The sequence below is a fragment of the Pseudomonas sp. TWP3-2 genome (assembly GCF_049897765.1).
Lineage (GTDB): Bacteria > Pseudomonadota > Gammaproteobacteria > Pseudomonadales > Pseudomonadaceae > Aquipseudomonas.
Genome location: NZ_JAFCWW010000014.1, coordinates 35758 through 53003 on the forward strand (window position 1 = coordinate 35758; position 17246 = coordinate 53003).

At 60.1% G+C, this 17246-nt stretch carries 18 protein-coding genes; 13 read left to right on the forward strand and 5 right to left on the reverse strand.

Features of this window, described 5'->3' with window-relative positions; translation table 11 throughout:
* Positions 1 to 163 precede the first annotated feature (163 nt).
* Positions 164 to 883 carry a FadR/GntR family transcriptional regulator gene (locus ACP7EE_RS19575; RefSeq protein ID WP_420649716.1) on the forward strand — a complete coding sequence of 240 codons (720 nt, stop codon included), beginning with the start codon at positions 164 to 166 and terminating at the stop codon, positions 881 to 883.
* A gap of 181 nt (positions 884 to 1064) precedes the next feature.
* Here the strand turns inward: ACP7EE_RS19575 and ACP7EE_RS19580 are convergent, their stop codons facing one another.
* Both ACP7EE_RS19580 and ACP7EE_RS19585 read right to left on the reverse strand, forming a co-directional pair.
* Positions 1065 to 3449: an efflux RND transporter permease subunit gene (locus ACP7EE_RS19580; RefSeq protein WP_426236026.1), complete on the reverse strand. Its 2385-nt coding sequence runs from the start codon at positions 3447 to 3449 to the stop codon at positions 1065 to 1067.
* A complete protein-coding gene (locus ACP7EE_RS19585) occupies positions 3446 to 4489 on the reverse strand; it encodes a WD40/YVTN/BNR-like repeat-containing protein (RefSeq protein ID WP_426236028.1) in 1044 nt (347 codons plus the stop codon). Before ACP7EE_RS19585 ends, ACP7EE_RS19580 begins: the two co-directional genes overlap by 4 nt.
* Positions 4490 to 4816: 327 nt before the next feature.
* Here ACP7EE_RS19585 and ACP7EE_RS19590 point away from each other — a divergent pair, with 327 nt between their 5' ends.
* The 7 genes from ACP7EE_RS19590 to ACP7EE_RS19620 all read left to right on the forward strand — a co-directional run bounded on the left by ACP7EE_RS19590 (position 4817) and on the right by ACP7EE_RS19620 (position 10155).
* The gene (locus tag ACP7EE_RS19590) at positions 4817 to 5407 is read left to right on the forward strand and encodes an amino acid synthesis family protein (protein WP_426236030.1); all 591 of its coding nucleotides are present in this window, start codon (positions 4817 to 4819) and stop codon (positions 5405 to 5407) included.
* 31 nt (positions 5408 to 5438) lie between these two features.
* Entirely contained in the window at positions 5439 to 6272 is an 834-nt protein-coding gene (locus ACP7EE_RS19595) for an alpha/beta fold hydrolase (RefSeq protein WP_426236032.1), read from the forward strand.
* Positions 6269 to 7750, forward strand: coding sequence for an aldehyde dehydrogenase (locus tag ACP7EE_RS19600; protein ID WP_426236034.1), 1482 nt, complete (start codon positions 6269 to 6271; stop codon positions 7748 to 7750). Before ACP7EE_RS19595 ends, ACP7EE_RS19600 begins: the two co-directional genes overlap by 4 nt.
* Before the next feature lie 12 nt (positions 7751 to 7762).
* Positions 7763 to 8248, forward strand: coding sequence for a flavin reductase family protein (locus ACP7EE_RS19605; RefSeq protein ID WP_426236036.1), 486 nt, complete (start codon positions 7763 to 7765; stop codon positions 8246 to 8248).
* A 130-nt stretch (positions 8249 to 8378) separates the two neighbouring features.
* Positions 8379 to 8768 (forward strand): carboxymuconolactone decarboxylase family protein, encoded by a 390-nt coding sequence (locus ACP7EE_RS19610; RefSeq protein ID WP_420649709.1) that lies wholly within the window; start codon positions 8379 to 8381, stop codon positions 8766 to 8768.
* Between the two features lie 57 nt (positions 8769 to 8825).
* Positions 8826 to 9590, forward strand: a complete 765-nt coding sequence (locus ACP7EE_RS19615; RefSeq protein ID WP_426204206.1) for a GntR family transcriptional regulator — start codon at positions 8826 to 8828, stop codon at positions 9588 to 9590.
* A gap of 1 nt (position 9591) precedes the next feature.
* Complete coding sequence (locus ACP7EE_RS19620; RefSeq protein ID WP_426236039.1) at positions 9592 to 10155, forward strand: NUDIX hydrolase; 564 nt, start codon at positions 9592 to 9594, stop codon at positions 10153 to 10155.
* A gap of 18 nt (positions 10156 to 10173) precedes the next feature.
* On the opposite strand, the gene ACP7EE_RS19625 is transcribed toward ACP7EE_RS19620, so the two are convergent.
* Positions 10174 to 10467, reverse strand: coding sequence for a DUF1330 domain-containing protein (locus ACP7EE_RS19625; protein WP_426236041.1), 294 nt, complete (start codon positions 10465 to 10467; stop codon positions 10174 to 10176).
* Positions 10468 to 10531: 64 nt separating this feature from the next.
* Here ACP7EE_RS19625 and ribBA point away from each other — a divergent pair, with 64 nt between their 5' ends.
* From ribBA to ACP7EE_RS19650, 5 genes are all read left to right on the forward strand, one after another.
* A complete protein-coding gene (gene ribBA, locus ACP7EE_RS19630) occupies positions 10532 to 11641 on the forward strand; it encodes a bifunctional 3,4-dihydroxy-2-butanone-4-phosphate synthase/GTP cyclohydrolase II (protein WP_426236043.1) in 1110 nt (369 codons plus the stop codon).
* A 190-nt stretch (positions 11642 to 11831) separates the two neighbouring features.
* Positions 11832 to 12857, forward strand: coding sequence for an ABC transporter substrate-binding protein (locus tag ACP7EE_RS19635; protein ID WP_426236045.1), 1026 nt, complete (start codon positions 11832 to 11834; stop codon positions 12855 to 12857).
* Positions 12854 to 13798, forward strand: a complete 945-nt coding sequence (locus tag ACP7EE_RS19640; RefSeq protein ID WP_426236160.1) for an ABC transporter permease — start codon at positions 12854 to 12856, stop codon at positions 13796 to 13798. The genes ACP7EE_RS19635 and ACP7EE_RS19640 overlap by 4 nt, the downstream gene beginning before the upstream one ends.
* Before the next feature lie 6 nt (positions 13799 to 13804).
* Entirely contained in the window at positions 13805 to 14614 is an 810-nt protein-coding gene (locus ACP7EE_RS19645; RefSeq protein WP_426236047.1) for an ABC transporter permease, read from the forward strand.
* A gap of 17 nt (positions 14615 to 14631) precedes the next feature.
* Positions 14632 to 15786 carry an ABC transporter ATP-binding protein gene (locus tag ACP7EE_RS19650; RefSeq protein ID WP_426236049.1) on the forward strand — a complete coding sequence of 385 codons (1155 nt, stop codon included), beginning with the start codon at positions 14632 to 14634 and terminating at the stop codon, positions 15784 to 15786.
* Positions 15787 to 15976: 190 nt separating this feature from the next.
* On the opposite strand, the gene map is transcribed toward ACP7EE_RS19650, so the two are convergent.
* A complete protein-coding gene (map, locus tag ACP7EE_RS19655; protein ID WP_426236051.1) occupies positions 15977 to 16768 on the reverse strand; it encodes a type I methionyl aminopeptidase in 792 nt (263 codons plus the stop codon).
* A complete protein-coding gene (locus ACP7EE_RS19660; RefSeq protein ID WP_420649700.1) occupies positions 16765 to 17025 on the reverse strand; it encodes a ParD-like family protein in 261 nt (86 codons plus the stop codon). Before ACP7EE_RS19660 ends, map begins: the two co-directional genes overlap by 4 nt.
* Between the last annotated feature and the right edge of the window lie 221 nt (positions 17026 to 17246).

The following is a 17246-nucleotide window of genomic DNA, read 5'->3' on the forward strand; positions in this document are numbered from 1 at the left end:
GTAATTCTGGATGACCAGATGTATCGGGTTTGGGGCCGCTTCGCGACCCAGCGGGAGCAAGCTCCCTCGCCACAGGGTATTCGCAGATTTCAGGTCTGATGATTGCCCGCCACGCCTGCTATGATGCGCGGCACTTCCATCGCACAGGATCGCGCCGTTCCCCATGGATTACCGCAAACCCTCCGACCGCAAAAGCATGCACTCGCGCATCGTCCAGGAACTGGGCATGCAGATCGTTTCCGGACGCTTTTTGCCGTGCGACAAACTGCCCGCCGAAGCCTTGCTGTGCGAGGAATACGCGGTCAGCCGACCGGTGTTGCGCGAAGCTACACGAGTGCTGGTCGCCAAGGGTCTGGTGTACTCCAAGCCGCGCGTCGGCACCGTGGTCAAACCGCGCCGCGAATGGCACATGCTCGACCCCGACGTACTGCATTGGCTGATGCAAAGCAGTCCGCAAAATGAGTTCTTCAACGTGCTGACCACGGTGCGCAGCATCATCGAACCGGCCGCTGCCGCCCTCGCCGCCCAGCATGCGACCGATGCCGATATCGCGTTGATCGACGAAGCTTATCAACGCATGGAAGCGGCGCCGACGCCGGAAGCTTTGCTGCAACCGGACCTGGATTTCCACAGCCGTATTGCCGATGCCACGCACAATGATTTGCTGGCAAATCTGTGCAACATGCTGTCGGTGGCGATTGCCGAGGCGTTGAAGCATTCGAATCAGCGGCCGAATCTGCATGATCTGGCGCTGCCGCGGCATAAGGCGATTCTGACGGCGATCGAGAACCGGGATGCGTTGGGGGCACGGCATGCGGCGTTGGTGCAGCTGGATGATGCGCGGAGTGCGTTGAGTGTGGTGCTCGGAACCGAACTCTCCTGACCCAGACAAAACCCTGTGGGAGCTGGCTTGCCAGCGATGACGGTTTAACATTCAACATTGATGTCTGCTGTGAGTTCGCTATCGCTGGCAAGCCAGCTCCCACAGTGGTCGGTGTAACCTCTGAAATGTAAAAAGCCGTAACCCCTAAAGGTTGCGGCTTTGTCATTTCAGCTTGCTCAACTCAATGCGCAAACAACGAATTACCCTTCTGCCCCGCCAGTTTCTCCGGCTTGATCAGGAAATTCGCCAATGCCGGCAGCAGCCACAGCGCACCGAACATGTTCCACAGCAGCATGAAGGTCAGCATCAAGCCCATGTCCGCCTGGAACTTGATCGCCGAGAAGATCCAGGTGCACACGCCGATGGCCAGGCACAGACCGGTGAACAGCACTGCTTTACCGGTGGATTTCAGGGTCTGGTAATAGGCTTCCTGCAATGGCAGGCCGGCGCGCAGGAAACTCTCCAGACGGCTGTAGATGTAAATGCCGTAGTCCACGCCAATGCCCACACCCAACGCCACCACCGGCAGGGTCGCGACTTTCACGCCGATGCCCATGAACGCCATCAGCGCGTTGCCCAGCACCGAGGTCAGTACCAGCGGCAGGACGATGCACAAGGTCGCCGCCCATGAGCGGAAGGTGATCATGCACATGGTCGCCACACAGATATAAACCAGGATCAGAATGGTCAGTTCGGATTCCTTGATCACTTCGTTGGTGGCGGCTTCGATGCCGGCGTTACCGGCGGCGAGGATGAATTCCAGGCCGTCCTTGTTGTTCTCCTTGGCGAACTCCTGCACCGCATGCACCGCACGATCAAGGGTTTCGGCCTTGTGGTCGTTGAGGAACACCAGCACCGGCGCCAGCGAGCAACTGTTGTTGTACAGGCCATCGGCACGCGCGATGGAGTTGTTCAATACATCCGGGTTGCGCGACAGGGTTTCCCATTTCAGGTTGCCCTCGTTCATGCCCTTGATCATCTGCTTGGACACGGTCACCAGCGAGATCGCCGACTGCACGCCCTCGGTGTTCTGCATCTTCCACATCAGTTCGTCGATCGGCCCCATCGCTTCGTAGCGCGAGCAGCCTTCGGACTTGGTCTTGACCATCACCACCAGCACGTCGGAACTGGTCGAGTAGTTGCTGATGATGAAGTTGTTGTCCTTGTTGTAGCGCGAGTCCGGACGCAGTTCCGGCGCGCCCTGGTCGAGGTCGCCGATTTTCAGGTTCTGGCTGTACCAGAGGCCGCCACCGAAGGCGATCAGCGCCAGCACCACGGAAATCTTCGCGACTTTCGGGTTGGCGAAGTTCGCCAGCAGGCGCCAGAACGGATGTTCGCGGTGCGCGTCCTTCTTGCTCTTTTCGATTGCGCGCTTACTGATGCCGACATAGGAAATCGCCACCGGCAGCAGGATCAGGTTGGTGAACACGATCACCGCCACGCCGATGGACGCGCCGATGGCCAGCTCACGGATCACGCCGATGTCGATAATCAGCAACGTGATGAAGCCGACGGCGTCCGCCAGAATCGCAATCATCCCCGGCAGGAACAACTGGCGGAAGGTGCGTCGTGCAGCGGTCAGGGCGTTGTCGGCCTCACTGGATTGCAGCGCGATACCGTTGATCTTCTGCACGCCGTGGGAAATACCGATGGCGAAGATCAGGAACGGCACCAGCATCGAATACGGATCGAGCCCGAAGCCGAAGAAGTGCATCAGACCCAACTGCCAGACCACCGCCACCAGCGTGGTACTCAGCACCGCGACCGTGCTGCGCAGGCAGTTGGTGAACCACAGCAGCAGGATCAGGGTGATGACGAAGGCGATGCCGAAGAACATCACCACCATCACCAGACCATCGATCAGGTCGCCGACCTTCTTGGCAAAACCGACGATGTGGATCTTGACGTTGGGGTTCTGCGCTTCGAACTTGTCGCGAATCTTGTCTTCCAGTTCATGGGAGAACTTGCGGTAGTCCAGCGCCAGCAACTTGCCCTGATCCTGCGGGTCCGGGTAGGACTCCAGCAGCGGGATGTCGACGATGCTCGACTTGAAGTCGTTGGCCACCAGCCGCCCGACCTGACCCGACTTGAGCACGTTGTTGCGCAGCAGGTCGAGGCTGTCCTGCGAGCCGCTGTAGCTCTGCGGGATGACTTCACCGCCGGCAAAACCCTCCTCGGTCACTTCGGTCCAGCGTACGCTCGGGCTCCACAGCGACTTGAGGCCGGAACGGTCGACGCCGGAGATGTAGAACACCTCGTCGTTGATCTGCCGCAGCGTCTCCATGTATTCCTTGGAGAAGATGTCCCCGTCCTTGGCTTCCACCGAAATACGCACGGTGTTGCCCAGGTTCGCCAGATCGTTGCGATGCTCCATCATCTTTTCAATGAACGGATGCTTGAGCGGGATCATCTTTTCGAAACTGGTGGACGGGCGGATCAGCGTCGCCTGCCAGAACAGGAAAATGCTCACCAGCAGGCAGATCACGATGACTGCCGGGCGGTTATTGAAAATCAGGCGTTCGAGAAACGTCGCCTTGTCCTGATTATGATTACTCAAGGAAGTCATAGCCCCGCCTTCTTATTATTAATCTCGGCGCCGTTCGGCGAAGTGATGCGTACGCCGCCCTGCCCGGTCAGAATCAGGTTGCCGTTGCCGGCAGCGGTGACCGAGGACAGCGAAATGCGGTCCGGACGGTTGAACACGCTGAAGGTCTCGCCGTTGTCGCTGCTGCTGATCACTGAACCGCCGTTGCCGACGATCACGATCGAGCCGTCTTCAAGCAAGGTCGCGCCGGACAAACCGAACTCCAGCGCGCCGCGCGCAGCCTTGAGTTCGACCTGCTCCCAGCTGCTGCCGAAATCGGTGGAGCGATAGAGATTGCCGCGCAGACCGTAGGCCAGCAGCGTCGAGGGTTGCGCAGTGCCGATCACACCAAACAACGAGCCCTCGTACGGGCCTTCGAGTTTTTCCCAGGTCTGACCCCAGTCGGCGGAGCGGAACATGCTGCCTGACTCGCCGACGATGAACAGCCCGGCATCCTTCACCGCCGCGATGGCGTTGAGGTGGAATTGGTCTTCATTGTCGAGGCGGTCGCTGGCGTCTGCCCAGTTCTTGCCGCCGTCGGTGGTTTCCATCAACGCACCGTAGGCGCCCACGGCAAAGCCGCTGTTGACGTCCTTGAACCAGACGTCGAGCAGCGGCGATTCGCGTGTGAGGTCTTCGAATTGTTTGTTCCAGGTCTGGCCGCCATCCTCGCTGGCGAGAATCTGCGCGTCATGTCCTACGGCCCAGCCGTGCTTGTCGTCGACAAAAAATACTGCCGTGAGCAGCTGGCGGCTCGGCACTTTGGCCTGAGTCCAGGTCTTGCCCTGATCATCGGAATAGAGAATGTGCCCACGATCCCCGACCGCCACCAGGCGCTTGCCTGCGTGAACCACATCGAGCATCAGGCTTTTCGCGGCTTTGACCGATTCGGTGGAATAGACCACGTCGGCCGGCGCTTCGGCAGCCAGCACCGGTGCCGACAGCGAGGCAAAACCCAGCAGAGTGAGTGCTGTGGCCAGCAACGCGGTGTTGCGTAACGCCGGCGGGCGGCAACGACTCATAGACCTTCCCCTATTTATTATTGTTAGGCCATCGGGCCTTAAAGGGCGCCGCAAGGCTGTTCCCTGATAACTGACTGGTCTCAAGCATAGACCTGAAACCCGCAATCCAGAGCGCCTTCGGAAGCTGGCCCATCCTATCGGGCATTAGAAACGTCTGACAATCGGCGCAACGTTATCTTTTGTTAACCAACCGGCTTATAGCTACGGGTGAATGCGCGGGCATTCGTCCGACTGATGGCGGGATTCTTGCGCTGAGGGACTTGCACGATAGGTATTATGGTATACCATCAGACGCACAGACACTGTTTATCCCCTACGGAGCAGCTCATGAGTTTCGAAATCCGCAAGATCGTCAGCTATGTCGACCAGACCTTTATTGAAGGCGGCAAGGCATCCGACACCCCGGTGACCATGGTCGGCCTCGCCGTGGTGATGAAAAACCCTTGGGTGGGTAACGGCTTTGTCGAAGACCTCAAACCGCAGATCCGCGCCAATTGCTCGGACCTCGGCGCGATGATGGTCGAGCGTCTGGTGGGCATCATCGGCGGCGCCGACAAGATTGAGGCGTACGGCAAAGCCGCGGTGGTCGGCGCGGATGGCGAGATCGAACACGCCTCGGCGGTGATCCACACCTTGCGCTTCGGCAACCACTATCGCGAAGCGGTCAAGGCCAAGAGTTACCTGAGTTTCACCAACAAGCGCGGCGGCCCGGGCACGTCGATTCAGATCCCGATGATGCACAAGGATGACGAAGGCCTGCGCTCGCACTACATCACGTTGGAAATGCAGATCGAAGACGCGCCGCGCGCCGACGAAATCGTCGTGGTGCTCGGGTGCGCCGACGGTGGTCGCCTGCACCCGCGCATCGGTAACCGCTACATCGATCTGGAAGAACTGGCCGCCGAAAAAGCCCAGTAATCACAATAAGAAGGCATTGCAGGAGCGCTCCATGATTCGGCTCAACGCTGAACTCACCCCGGCCGGCACCAGTTATCTGGCGACAGGCGTTGGCCAACCCGTGGTGTTGATCCACGGCGTTGGTCTGAACAAAGAAATGTGGGGCGGCCAGGTCGTTGGCCTGGCCACACAATATCGGGTGATCGCCTACGACATGCTCGGGCATGGCGCCAGTCCGCGACCGGCCAGCGGCACTGCCCTGCTCGGGTATGCCGATCAGTTGCTGGAGCTGCTCGACCACCTGCAATTGCCGCAAGCCTCAGTGATCGGTTTTTCCATGGGCGGGCTGGTGGCGCGGGCGTTCGCCCTGCATTACCCGGAGCGGCTGAAAAGCCTGGTGGTGCTTAACAGCGTGTTCAACCGCAGCGAAGAACAACGCGCCGGGGTTATCGCACGCACTGCTCAGGCGGCTGAACACGGCCCGGACGCGAATGCCGAAGCGGCGCTGTCGCGCTGGTTCAGCCGGGAGTATCAAGCGGCCAATCCGGCGCAAATCGCCGCGTTGCGCCAGACCTTGGCGAACAACGATCCGCAAGGCTATCTGACCACCTACGAATTGTTCGCCACCCAGGACATGTACCGCGTCGACGACCTCGCCAGCATCCAGGCACCGACGCTGATCGCCACCGGCGAGCTCGACCCCGGATCCACCCCGGAAATGGCCGAGCAATTGGCCGCCCGCATTCCCGGCGCCAAGGTTGCCGTGCTGGCGGAGCAACGGCATATGATGCCGGTAGAGTCACCGCGTCTGGTCAACCAGATGCTGATGGAATTTCTCGACAGCGCATACGCCCGACAAAATCATATAAAGGGGATCGTTGCATGACGCTCGCACGCTTCCAGATGTGCATCGGCGGAGAATGGGTCGACGCCCTCTCCGGCAAGACTTTTGAAAGTCTCAACCCGGCGCTCGCCGAGCCTTGGGCCGAACTGCCCGACGCCGATGAAGCCGACGTCGAACGCGCCGTGCAGGCGGCACAGACCGCATTCGACAACCCGGCGTGGCGCGGATTGACCGCCACCGCACGCGGCAAACTGCTGCGGCGTCTCGGTGATCTGATCGCGGAAAACAAAGAACAACTGGCGCAGCTGGAAAGCCGCGACAACGGCAAACTGATTCGCGAAACCCGTGGCCAGGTCGGTTATCTGCCGGAATTTTTCCACTACACCGCAGGCCTTGCAGACAAGCTCGAAGGCGGCACGTTGCCCCTCGATAAGCCTGACCTGTTTGCCTACACGGTGCACGAAGCCATGGGCGTGGTCGCGGCGATCATTCCGTGGAACAGCCCGCTGTATCTGACCGCAATCAAACTGGCGCCGGCGCTGGCCGCCGGCAACACGATTGTGATCAAGCCATCCGAGCACGCTTCGGCGACCATTCTGGAACTGGCGCGGCTGGCCCTCGAAGCCGGGATTCCGCCGGGCGTAGTCAACGTCGTCACCGGCTACGGCCCGAGCACTGGCGCCGCCCTCACCCGCCATCCGCTGGTACGCAAGATCGCCTTCACCGGCGGCGCGGCCACGGCGCGGCATGTTGTGCGCAGCAGCGCCGAGAATTTCGCCAAGTTGTCGCTGGAACTCGGCGGCAAATCGCCGAACATCATCTTCGCCGACGCTGATCTCGACAGTGCGATCAACGGCGCGATTGCCGGGATTTACGCGGCGTCTGGCCAGAGCTGTGTATCCGGTTCGCGACTGTTGGTGCAGGACGAAATCTATGACGAATTCGTCGGCCGTCTGGTCGAACGTGCCCAGCGCATTCGTATCGGCAACCCGCAGGATGACGCCAGCGAAATGGGGCCGATGGCCACCGCGCAACAACTGGCAGTAGTCGAAGGTCTGGTCGCCGATGCGATTGCCGAGGGCGCGCGTTTGCGCATCGGTGGCAAGCGACCGACAGGGCTTGGCGACGGCTGGTTCTACGAGCCGACGCTGTTCGAATGCGACAGCAATTCGATGAAGATCATGCAGGAAGAAGTCTTTGGCCCGGTGGCTTCGGTGATCCGCTTCAAAGACGAAGCCGAAGCGCTGGCGATTGCCAACGACTCACAGTTCGGCCTCGCCGCCGGCATCTGGACCCGCGATCTGGGGCGTGCCCATCGCCTTGCGCGCGACGTGCGTTCGGGGATCATTTGGGTCAACACGTATCGCGCCGTATCGGCGATGGCGCCGATTGGCGGCTTCAAGAACAGTGGCTATGGACGCGAAAGCGGCATCGACTCGGTGCTGGCCTACACCGAACTGAAAACGGTGTGGATCAACCTCTCCCAGGCGCCAATGCCTGATCCGTTTGTGATGCGCTAGGAGTCCTGAAAAATGATCGAACCCGGCATTTACAAAGACGTCATGAGCTCGTTTCCGTCCGGGGTCACGGTGGTCACCACCCTCGACCCGGACGGCGGCATCGTCGGCATCACCGCCAGCGCCTTCAGTGCGCTGTCGATTGATCCGGCACTGGTGCTGTTCTGCCCCAACTACGCTTCCGACACCTATCCGGTGCTGCGCGACAGCAAGCGTTTCGCAATCCATTTGCTGTCCGCCGACCAGACGGCTGAAGCCTATGCATTTGCCAGTAAAGGCAAGGACAAAGCCAAGGCCATCGAGTGGCACTTGAGCGAACTCGGCAATCCGATCCTCGCCAAAGCCACGGCGATCATCGAGTGCGAGTTGTGGCGGGAATACGACGGTGGTGATCACGCGATCATTGTCGGCGCGGTGAAGAACCTGATCCTGCCGACAGAACCGGTGACGCCGATGATTTATCACAAGGGCAAGCTTGGGCCGCTGCCGACCTTGGCTTAGTAGATTCATACAAAAACCTGTGGGAGCTGGCGTGCCAACGATGAGGGCTTAACATTCAACATTGATGTTGGCTGATAGTCCGCTATCGCTGGCAAGCCAGCTCCCACAGGGATTGAGTGAGGCAAAAAATATGAGTAACGAAAAGTACGAAAAAGGCCTGAAAATCCGCACTCAGGTGCTCGGTGAAGCCTACGTCCAGCGTTCCCTCGACAACGCCGACGACTTCACCCGCCCGTTGCAGGAAATGGTCACCGAGTATTGCTGGGGCCATGTCTGGGGCCGTGAGGGTTTGTCGCTCAAGGAGCGCAGCATGATCAACCTGGCGATGATCTCGGCGCTCAACCGCCCGCACGAACTCAAGCTGCATGTGCGTGGCGCCTTGCGTAACGGGCTTAGTCGTGAGCAAATACGCGAAATTCTGCTTCAAGTCGGCATTTATTGCGGAGTTCCGGCAGCCGTGGACAGTTTCCGGCTGGCCCGTGAAGCCTTCGCCGAAGCCGACGCCGAGGCCTCCAGTTAAACCCTCGGCTGTTTTGATGCCCGTCTGGCATGGACAGCCATAGAAAGAGCGGACCCCATGAAACGCCTGCCACTCGACGACAGCTTCAAGGTCAATCGCAACCCCGTTACCCTGCGCGAAATCGTGCTGGATAAACTGCGCAGCGCCATCATGAATTTTCAGCTGCTGCCGGGCGATCGTCTGGTCGAACGCGATCTGTGTGATCGCCTCGGCGTGAGCCGGACGTCGGTGCGTGAAGCCTTGCGTCACCTCGAATCCGAAGGTCTGGTGGAATTCGCCGATGCCAAAGGCCCGCGTGTTGCGATCATCACCCTCGCCGATGCCGTCGACATCTACGAATTGCGCTGCGTGCTCGAAGGTTTGATCGTTCAGTTGTTCACCTTGCGCGCCAAGGCCAAGGACATCAAAGCCCTGGAAAAAGCCCTCGAAGAGAACCGCAAGGCGCTGAAGGACGGCGAGTTGCAACAGGTGATTGACTCCGTTCAGGGTTTCTACGACGTACTGCTTGAAGGCTCCGGCAACCACGTTGCGGCCACGCAACTGCGGCAGTTGCAGGCGCGCATCAGCTACCTGCGCGCGACCTCGGTTTCCCAGGCCAACCGGCGTGGCGCGAGCAATCAGGAAATGGAAAAAATGGTCGAAGCGATCAAGAGCGGTGATCCGCTGTTGGCGCATCAGGCCTGTGTCGATCACGTGCGCGCGGCGGCTGCCGTGGCGCTCGATTATCTCAAGCGTAAACAGGAAGAAACCGACGGCACTGCTGCAAAAACGCCGCCGATCACCCTGCCCATCCCTTTGAAAGAACCACGCATAGGTCACTGACATGTTCAGCCCGAGCTTTTGCCCGAAATGCGGTGGCCCTGATCTGAATCAGCAGTTACCGCCGGGCGATACGCACGAGCGCCTGATGTGCCGTGGCTGCGGCTACATCCACTATGTGAACCCCAAGATCATCGCCGGCTGCATCATCGAGCAGGACGGCAAATACCTGTTGTGCCAACGGGCGATCCCTCCGCGCCCGGGCACCTGGACCCTGCCCGCCGGTTTCATGGAAAGCGGCGAAACCACTGAACAGGCAGCCTTGCGCGAAGTCTGGGAAGAAAGCGGCGTGCGTGCGGAAATCCTCTCGCCGTACTCGATTTTCAGCGTGCCGAAAATCAGCGAGGTGTACATCATCTTCCGCGCGCTCGCGCTGGAGATCACCGGCCAGTTCGGCGCGGAAACCCTCGACTACAAATTCTTCGCCCCCGAGGACATTCCGTGGGAGCAGATCTACTACCCGGCGATCCGGCAGATCCTCGAACGCTACATCGAGGAACGCCAGGCCGGGGTGTATGGCATGTACATGGGCAACGACGACAGCGGCAAGATTCATTTCATGCGTTGAGCGCGTTGCCGTGTTTGCTTATGGCGCCATGCCTTCGACGATGATGATGTCTGCCTTCGCCCACTCTTCGCGGTAACGCTTGGCTTCTTGATACAGATCCGAGCGATAACACGCGACTGCCTGTTCGTATGAATCGAATTCGATTACCACGCTGCGTTGCGGCGTAGCCCTCCCCTCTAACGACTCGCTGCGCCCGCCTCGGGCCAGAAATCGTCCGCCATACTCAGTGAACGCCTTGGGCGCGCGCTGGGTATATTGGCTGTAGTGGTCGGGATCGGTGATATCTACGTGAGCAATCCAGTACGCCTTCATAGTGACCTCATGGCTTAATGTGTATTATGGTATACCACGAATTTAATGGTTACCGGAGTCGAGCATGGCCTTCAACAGCATCGAAGAAATCATCGAAGATTACCGCCTCGGCAAAATGGTCCTGCTGGTGGATGACGAAGACCGCGAAAACGAGGGCGATCTGTTGCTGGCCGCTGACCGTTGCACACCAGCGGCGATCAGCTTTATGGCCCGGGAAGCTCGCGGGCTGATCTGCCTGACGCTGACCGACGATCATTGCCAGCGCTTGGGTCTGGAGCAGATGGTGCCGAGCAATGGCAGCGTGTTCAGCACGGCGTTCACAGTGTCCATCGAAGCGGCCGTCGGCGTCACCACCGGTATCTCTGCCGCCGATCGTGCTTGCACAGTGGCTGCCGCTGTCGCGCCGAACGCCTGCGCGCAAGACCTGGTGCAACCCGGCCACATCTTCCCGCTGCGCGCCAAGGAAGGCGGCGTGCTGACCCGCGCCGGGCACACTGAGGCCGGTTGCGATCTGGCGCGACTGGCGGGTTTTACTCCGGCCTCGGTAATCGTCGAAGTGATGAACGACGACGGCACCATGGCTCGCCGCCCGGATCTGGAAGTGTTTGCGCACAAGCACGGGATCAAGATCGGCACCATTGCCGACCTGATCCACTATCGCCTGAGCACCGAGCACACCATCGAACGTATCGGCGAACGCGAGTTGCCGACGGTGCACGGGACTTTCCGTCTGATCACCTTCGAGGATCGCATCGAGGGCGGCGTGCACATGGCGATGGTCATGGGTGAACTGCGCCGCGAGGAGCCGACACTGGTGCGCGTGCATGTGATCGATCCGCTGCGAGATCTGGTCGGCGCTGACTACAGCGGGCCGAGCAACTGGACGTTGTGGGCAGCGCTGCAACGGGTCGCGGCGGAGGGGCACGGCGTGGTTGTGGTGCTGGCCAATCATGAGTCTTCCCAGGCGTTGCTGGAGCGGGTACCGCAATTGACGCAGCCGCCACGGCAGTTCAGTCGCTCGCAATCGCGGATCTATTCTGAAGTGGGTACGGGTGCGCAGATCCTGCAGAACCTGGGAGTCGGCAAACTGCGCCACCTCGGTCCGCCGCTGAAATACGCCGGACTGACCGGCTACGATCTGGAAGTGGTCGAGAGCATTCCCTTCAGCGAATAACCCACAGACATCGGTGATCCCCTGTAAGAAAAGCCCAGATAGCCGGTAAGGCAAAACCCTTGCACAAAGCTTGGAATACCATAATATGATATTCCATAGACCGGACGACTTGAAAATCGCCCATCTACTGCTCCCGACAGGCGGGCAACAACGCAAGCCCGCTCAAAAACACAACAATGAGGGCGTGAACATGGTGTTGAACAAAGCTGCAACCGCGATCTTTTTCGCGGGACTGCTGAGCGTGACCGGCCAGGCCGCGATGGCCGCCGAGAGCGTGAATTTTGTCAGCTGGGGCGGTAGCACCCAGGATGCGCAGAAACAGGCCTGGGCCGATCCGTTCAGCAAGGCCAGCGGCATCACCGTCGTGCAGGACGGCCCGACCGACTACGGCAAACTCAAGGCCATGGTCGAAAGCGGCAACGTGCAGTGGGACGTGGTCGATGTCGAAGCCGATTTCGCCCTGCGTGCCGCCGCTGAAGGCCTGCTCGAACCTCTCGACTTCAACGTCATCCAGCGCGACAAGATCGACCCGCGTTTCGTCAGCGATCACGGCGTCGGCTCGTTCTTCTTCTCCTTCGTCCTCGGCTACAACGAGGGCAAACTCGGTGCCAACAAGCCGCAGGACTGGAGCGCCCTGTTCGACACCAAAACCTTTCCCGGCAAACGCGCGCTGTACAAATGGCCTAGCCCCGGCGTACTGGAACTGGCCCTGCTCGCTGACGGTGTAGCAGCGGACAAGCTCTACCCGCTGGACCTGGATCGCGCCTTCAAGAAACTCGACACCATCAAGAAAGACATCGTCTGGTGGGGCGGCGGCGCGCAGTCGCAGCAGTTGCTGGCCAGCGGTGAAGCGAGCATGGGTCAGTTCTGGAACGGCCGCGTCCACGCATTGCAGGAAGACGGCGCACCGGTCGGCGTGAGCTGGAAACAGAACCTGGTCATGGCCGACATTCTGGTGATTCCAAAGGGTTCGAAAAACAAGGACGCGGCGATGAAGTTTCTGGCCAACGCCAGCAGTGCCAAAGGCCAGGCCGACTTCTCCAACCTGACCGCTTACGCCCCGGTCAACCTCGACAGCGTGGCGCGTCTGGACTCGACGCTGGCCCGCAACCTGCCGACTGCCTACGCTAAGGATCAGATCACTCTTGATTTCGCGTACTGGGCCAAGAACGGTCCGGCCATCGCGACACGGTGGAACGAATGGCTGGTCAAATGAAAATGACGGCCACGGCGTCCCGTCCCTCCACTGCCACCGGGAGCGCCGCGAGCGCTGCCGGTCCGGCTTCAGGCAAGGCGAGTGCAATGGCGCAAGCCCCATCCCTCAGACAACGCTGGCGCGGCGCAGGAAATCTGCTGCCAGCGCTGCTGTTCCTCGGCCTGTTCTTCCTCGCGCCGTTGATTGGCTTGCTGTTGCGCGGCGTGCTCGAACCTGTGCCTGGCCTTGGCAACTATGAACAACTGTTCGCCAACTCGGCGTATGCGCGAGTGCTGCTCAACACCTTTTCGGTGGCGGGCCTGGTGACGCTGTTCAGCCTGTTGCTGGGCTTCCCGTTGGCCTGGGCAATCACCCTGGTGCCGCGCGGCTGGGGTCGCTGGATCCTCAACATTGTGCTGCTGTCGATGTGGACCAGCCTGCTCGCCCGCACCTATTCATGGCTGGTGCTGCTGCAGGCGTCGGGCGTGATCAACAAGGCTTTGATGGCGATGGGCATCATCGATCAGCCGCTGGAAATGGTGCACAACCTGACCGGCGTGGTGATCGGCATGAGCTACATCATGATTCCGTTCATCGTGCTGCCGTTGCAGGCGACCATGCAGGCCATCGACCCGATGATTCTGCAAGCCGGTTCGATCTGCGGCGCGAGTCCGTGGACCAACTTCTTCCGGGTGTTCCTGCCGTTGTGTCGGCCGGGGCTGGCGTCCGGCGGTCTGATGGTGTTCGTGATGTCGCTCGGGTACTACGTCACCCCGGCGCTGCTCGGTGGTGCGCAGAACATGATGCTGCCGGAGTTCATCATTCAGCAGGTGCAATCGTTCCTCAACTGGGGTCTGGCGAGTGCCGGCGCCGCGTTGCTGATCGCGATCACTTTGGTGCTGTTCTACTTCTACCTGAAGCTGCAACCGGAATCCCCGGTTGGCGCCAGCAACGCGAGGTAAGCCGAGATGCTCCTGACTCCCAATGCCATGAGCCGCCGAATGCGCTTCGGCCTCTACGCCACCACCGGCCTGATCGGCGTGTTCCTGCTGTTGCCGATCGTGTTCATCGTGCTGCTGTCATTCGGCTCGTCGCAGTGGCTGGTGTTTCCGCCGCCGGGCTGGACGCTGAAATGGTACGGCCAGTTCTTCTCTAATCCCGACTGGATGAGCGCAGCACTGGCCAGCCTCAAGGTCGCAGTGCTGACGACGATTTTCGCGGTGGCCCTTGGCTTGCCGACGGCATTTGCGTTGGTGCGCGGGCGTTTTCCCGGTCGGGAAATGCTCTACGGCCTGTTCACTTTGCCGATGATCGTGCCGTTGGTGATCATTGCAGTGGCGGTCTACGCGCTGTTCCTCAAGCTCGGTTACACCGGGACCATGTTCGCCTTCGTCGTCAGCCATGTGATCGTCGCGCTGCCGTTCACCATCATCTCGATCATCAACTCGCTGAAGCTGTTCGATCAGTCGATTGAAGACGCGGCGGTGATCTGCGGCGCGTCACGCCTGCAAGCGGTGTTCAAGGTGACGTTCCCGGCGATTCGTCCGGGCATGGTCGCCGGCGCCCTCTTCGCTTTCCTGATTTCGTGGGATGAAGTGGTGCTCAGCGTGATGATGGCCAGCCCGACCCTGCAAACCCTTCCCGTGAAAATGTGGACCACCCTGCGCCAGGATTTGACTCCCGTGATCGCCGTCGCTTCGACGCTGCTGATCGCGCTGTCAGTGCTGGTGATGGTGATCGCCGCCGCCCTGCGCCGGCGCAACGAAACCAGCGCCTGAGGCCTGAGGAGTACGACATGAGTGCCGTGATCAAAGACCCATCCCAGCAGAACGACCAACCCCTCGTCAGCCTGCGCAATCTGAACAAGCACTACGGCGACTTTGCTGCCGTGGACGACATCTCGCTGGACATCAAGGACGGTGAGTTTCTGACCTTCCTCGGCTCCAGCGGCTCGGGCAAAAGCACCACGCTGTCGATGCTCGCCGGCTTCGAAACGCCGAGCAGCGGCGAGATCCTGGTCAACGGCCAGTCGCTGGTGAATGTGCCGCCGCACAAACGCGACATCGGCATGGTATTCCAGCGCTACTCGCTGTTCCCGCATCTGTCGGTGCGCGACAACATCGCGTTCCCGCTGGCGATCCGCAAACTCGCCACTGCTGAACGCGAGAAGCGTGTCGACGCCATGCTGAAACTGGTGCAGCTCGAACAATTCGCCCATCGCCGCCCTTCGCAACTGTCGGGCGGCCAGCAGCAACGGGTGGCCATCGCCCGCGCGTTGGTCTACGAACCACGCATTCTGCTGATGGACGAACCGCTCGGGGCGCTGGACAAGAAGCTGCGTGAAGACTTGCAGGATGAACTGCGTCAGTTGCATCGGCGTCTGGGCATCACCATCGTTTACGTGACCCACGACCAGGAAGAAGCCATGCGTTTATCCCAGCGCATCGCGATTTTCAGTCACGGCAAGATTGTCGGTTTGGGCAGCGGTTATGACCTGTACCAGAATCCGCCGAATGCGTTCGTAGCCTCGTTTCTGGGCAACTCGAACTTCCTCAAGCTCAAAGCGCAGGGCAATGCGGCGGCGGATTTCGAGGGCCAGTCGTTGTCGATCCGCCTCACCGCTGGTTTGCGCACTGATCAGGATGTGTTGCTGATGGTGCGCCCGGAAAAAGCAGTCGCGTTGAGCGTGCAGCAGGCGATCAATCAGCCGTTGGCGGCGGGCTGGAATGAGGTGTCGGCCAAGGTGGTCGAGGTGCTGTTTCTGGGTGAGAGCCAGACGTGCAGTGTAGTGACTTCGGGGGGGACTTCGATGACCGTAAAAGCGCTGTCGGCGGCGGGGATGCCGTTGCAGGCTGGGGATGCGGTGCAGGTGCGGTGGGCGACGGCGGATGCTTGCGTGTACACGGAGTGGGCCGAAAGCGATCTGAACAAAGCTGCGGGTGCGCACTGATCCCCTCACCCTAGCCCTCTCCCGGAGGGAGAGGGGACTGACCGCGGTGTCTTGCGTCAGACATCGACCTGAAGGATCTGCGGCGAATATGGATTCACTACGAAGCTTTCAGGTCGGCGTAGTTCTCGAATATTCCCCAATCGGTCCCCTCTCCCCCGGGAGAGGGTTAGGGGAAGCAGGCGACTCGGTATCACCTGATCGCCACATACCCCTCAATCTCATCCGGCCAAACCGTCAACACTTCAAACCCATCCTCCGTCACCGCCACCATGTGCTCCCACTGCGCCGACAGCGACATATCCTTGGTCACCACCGTCCAGCCATCGGCCAGACTTTTCACATGCCGCTTGCCGGCATTGAGCATCGGCTCAATGGTGAAAATCATCCCCGCCTTGAGCTTCAGACCCTGATCCGGAAACCCGTAATGCAGCACCTGCGGCTCGTCGTGATAAACCTTGCCGATCCCGTGCCCGCAATACTCGCGCACCACACTGAAACCTTCCTTCTCCGCCAGGCTCTGGATCGCATGACCGATGTCGCCCAAGGTCGCGCCCGGACGTACCACACGAATACCGGCGCACATCGCTTCGTAAGTGGTTTTGATCAGATGCTGCGCTTCAGGCGTGGCCTCGCCCACCACGTACATGCGACTGGTATCGCCGAACCAGCCGTCCTTGATCACCGCGATGTCGAGGTTGACGATGTCGCCATCCTTCAACACCCGGCCCGATGGAATCCCGTGACACACCACCTCGTTGACCGAGGCGCAGACAGTTTTCGGGAAGCCGTGATAACCGACGTTGGCCGGCACCGCTTTTTGCACATTGACGATGTAGTCGTTGCACAGTTGATCGAGATGATCGGTCGTCACGCCAGCCTTGACGTGCGGCACCAGCATCGCCAGCACTTCGGCCGCCAGTTTGCCGGCTGCGCGCGATTGCGCGATGTCGGCCGGGGTGTTGATTTTGATCGGGTTTTTCATGCCTTGGCGCCTTCCTGAAGCGAGATTTCCTGCGCAGCATCCGCCAGCGCACACAGTTGTTGCAGATCGAGTCCGCCGGCCTGTTCCGCACGAATCAGCAAACGGCAGATCGCGTGGTGATCCAGATTCGGGTGCAGCTCGGCGAGCATGCCGATGCGCATCCAGTGCTCGGCCTGCGCGTTGATCGAGCGGCTGAGCGCGTTGCTGGAGATGCGCAGATTTTCGTGCATCTCCTCGGAAATTTTTACGATGCCCACAAGTGTTACTCGATATGAAATGTATATGGATCGTATATTAGCCAAGGTTGACGAAAGATTGCAAATCCGCCGCCGCGCGGACGTTTTCAGTTCTATGGTTAGAACGAAATAGCCGGATATACGGCGCGACTTCGGTTGCGGCGGGTGACAGGCGGGCTTATGTTGCTCGCGAGATTTTTCCGCGATCGGAACGCGATAAATCACCACACACAATGAGGTGA

Excerpts from the sequence above, each read along its gene's own strand:
- ACP7EE_RS19575 (WP_420649716.1), top strand. The coding sequence starts at position 164 with ATGGATTACCGCAAACCCTCCGACCGCAAAAGCATGCACTCGCGCATC.
- ACP7EE_RS19580 (WP_426236026.1), bottom strand. The coding sequence starts at position 3,449 with ATGACTTCCTTGAGTAATCATAATCAGGACAAGGCGACGTTTCTCGAA.
- ACP7EE_RS19585 (WP_426236028.1), bottom strand. The coding sequence starts at position 4,489 with ATGAGTCGTTGCCGCCCGCCGGCGTTACGCAACACCGCGTTGCTGGCC.
- ACP7EE_RS19590 (WP_426236030.1), top strand. The coding sequence starts at position 4,817 with ATGAGTTTCGAAATCCGCAAGATCGTCAGCTATGTCGACCAGACCTTT.
- ACP7EE_RS19595 (WP_426236032.1), top strand. The coding sequence starts at position 5,439 with ATGATTCGGCTCAACGCTGAACTCACCCCGGCCGGCACCAGTTATCTG.
- ACP7EE_RS19600 (WP_426236034.1), top strand. The coding sequence starts at position 6,269 with ATGACGCTCGCACGCTTCCAGATGTGCATCGGCGGAGAATGGGTCGAC.
- ACP7EE_RS19605 (WP_426236036.1), top strand. The coding sequence starts at position 7,763 with ATGATCGAACCCGGCATTTACAAAGACGTCATGAGCTCGTTTCCGTCC.
- ACP7EE_RS19610 (WP_420649709.1), top strand. The coding sequence starts at position 8,379 with ATGAGTAACGAAAAGTACGAAAAAGGCCTGAAAATCCGCACTCAGGTG.
- ACP7EE_RS19615 (WP_426204206.1), top strand. The coding sequence starts at position 8,826 with ATGAAACGCCTGCCACTCGACGACAGCTTCAAGGTCAATCGCAACCCC.
- ACP7EE_RS19620 (WP_426236039.1), top strand. The coding sequence starts at position 9,592 with ATGTTCAGCCCGAGCTTTTGCCCGAAATGCGGTGGCCCTGATCTGAAT.
- ACP7EE_RS19625 (WP_426236041.1), bottom strand. The coding sequence starts at position 10,467 with ATGAAGGCGTACTGGATTGCTCACGTAGATATCACCGATCCCGACCAC.
- ribBA (WP_426236043.1), top strand. The coding sequence starts at position 10,532 with ATGGCCTTCAACAGCATCGAAGAAATCATCGAAGATTACCGCCTCGGC.
- ACP7EE_RS19635 (WP_426236045.1), top strand. The coding sequence starts at position 11,832 with ATGGTGTTGAACAAAGCTGCAACCGCGATCTTTTTCGCGGGACTGCTG.
- ACP7EE_RS19640 (WP_426236160.1), top strand. The coding sequence starts at position 12,854 with ATGAAAATGACGGCCACGGCGTCCCGTCCCTCCACTGCCACCGGGAGC.
- ACP7EE_RS19645 (WP_426236047.1), top strand. The coding sequence starts at position 13,805 with ATGCTCCTGACTCCCAATGCCATGAGCCGCCGAATGCGCTTCGGCCTC.
- ACP7EE_RS19650 (WP_426236049.1), top strand. The coding sequence starts at position 14,632 with ATGAGTGCCGTGATCAAAGACCCATCCCAGCAGAACGACCAACCCCTC.
- map (WP_426236051.1), bottom strand. The coding sequence starts at position 16,768 with ATGAAAAACCCGATCAAAATCAACACCCCGGCCGACATCGCGCAATCG.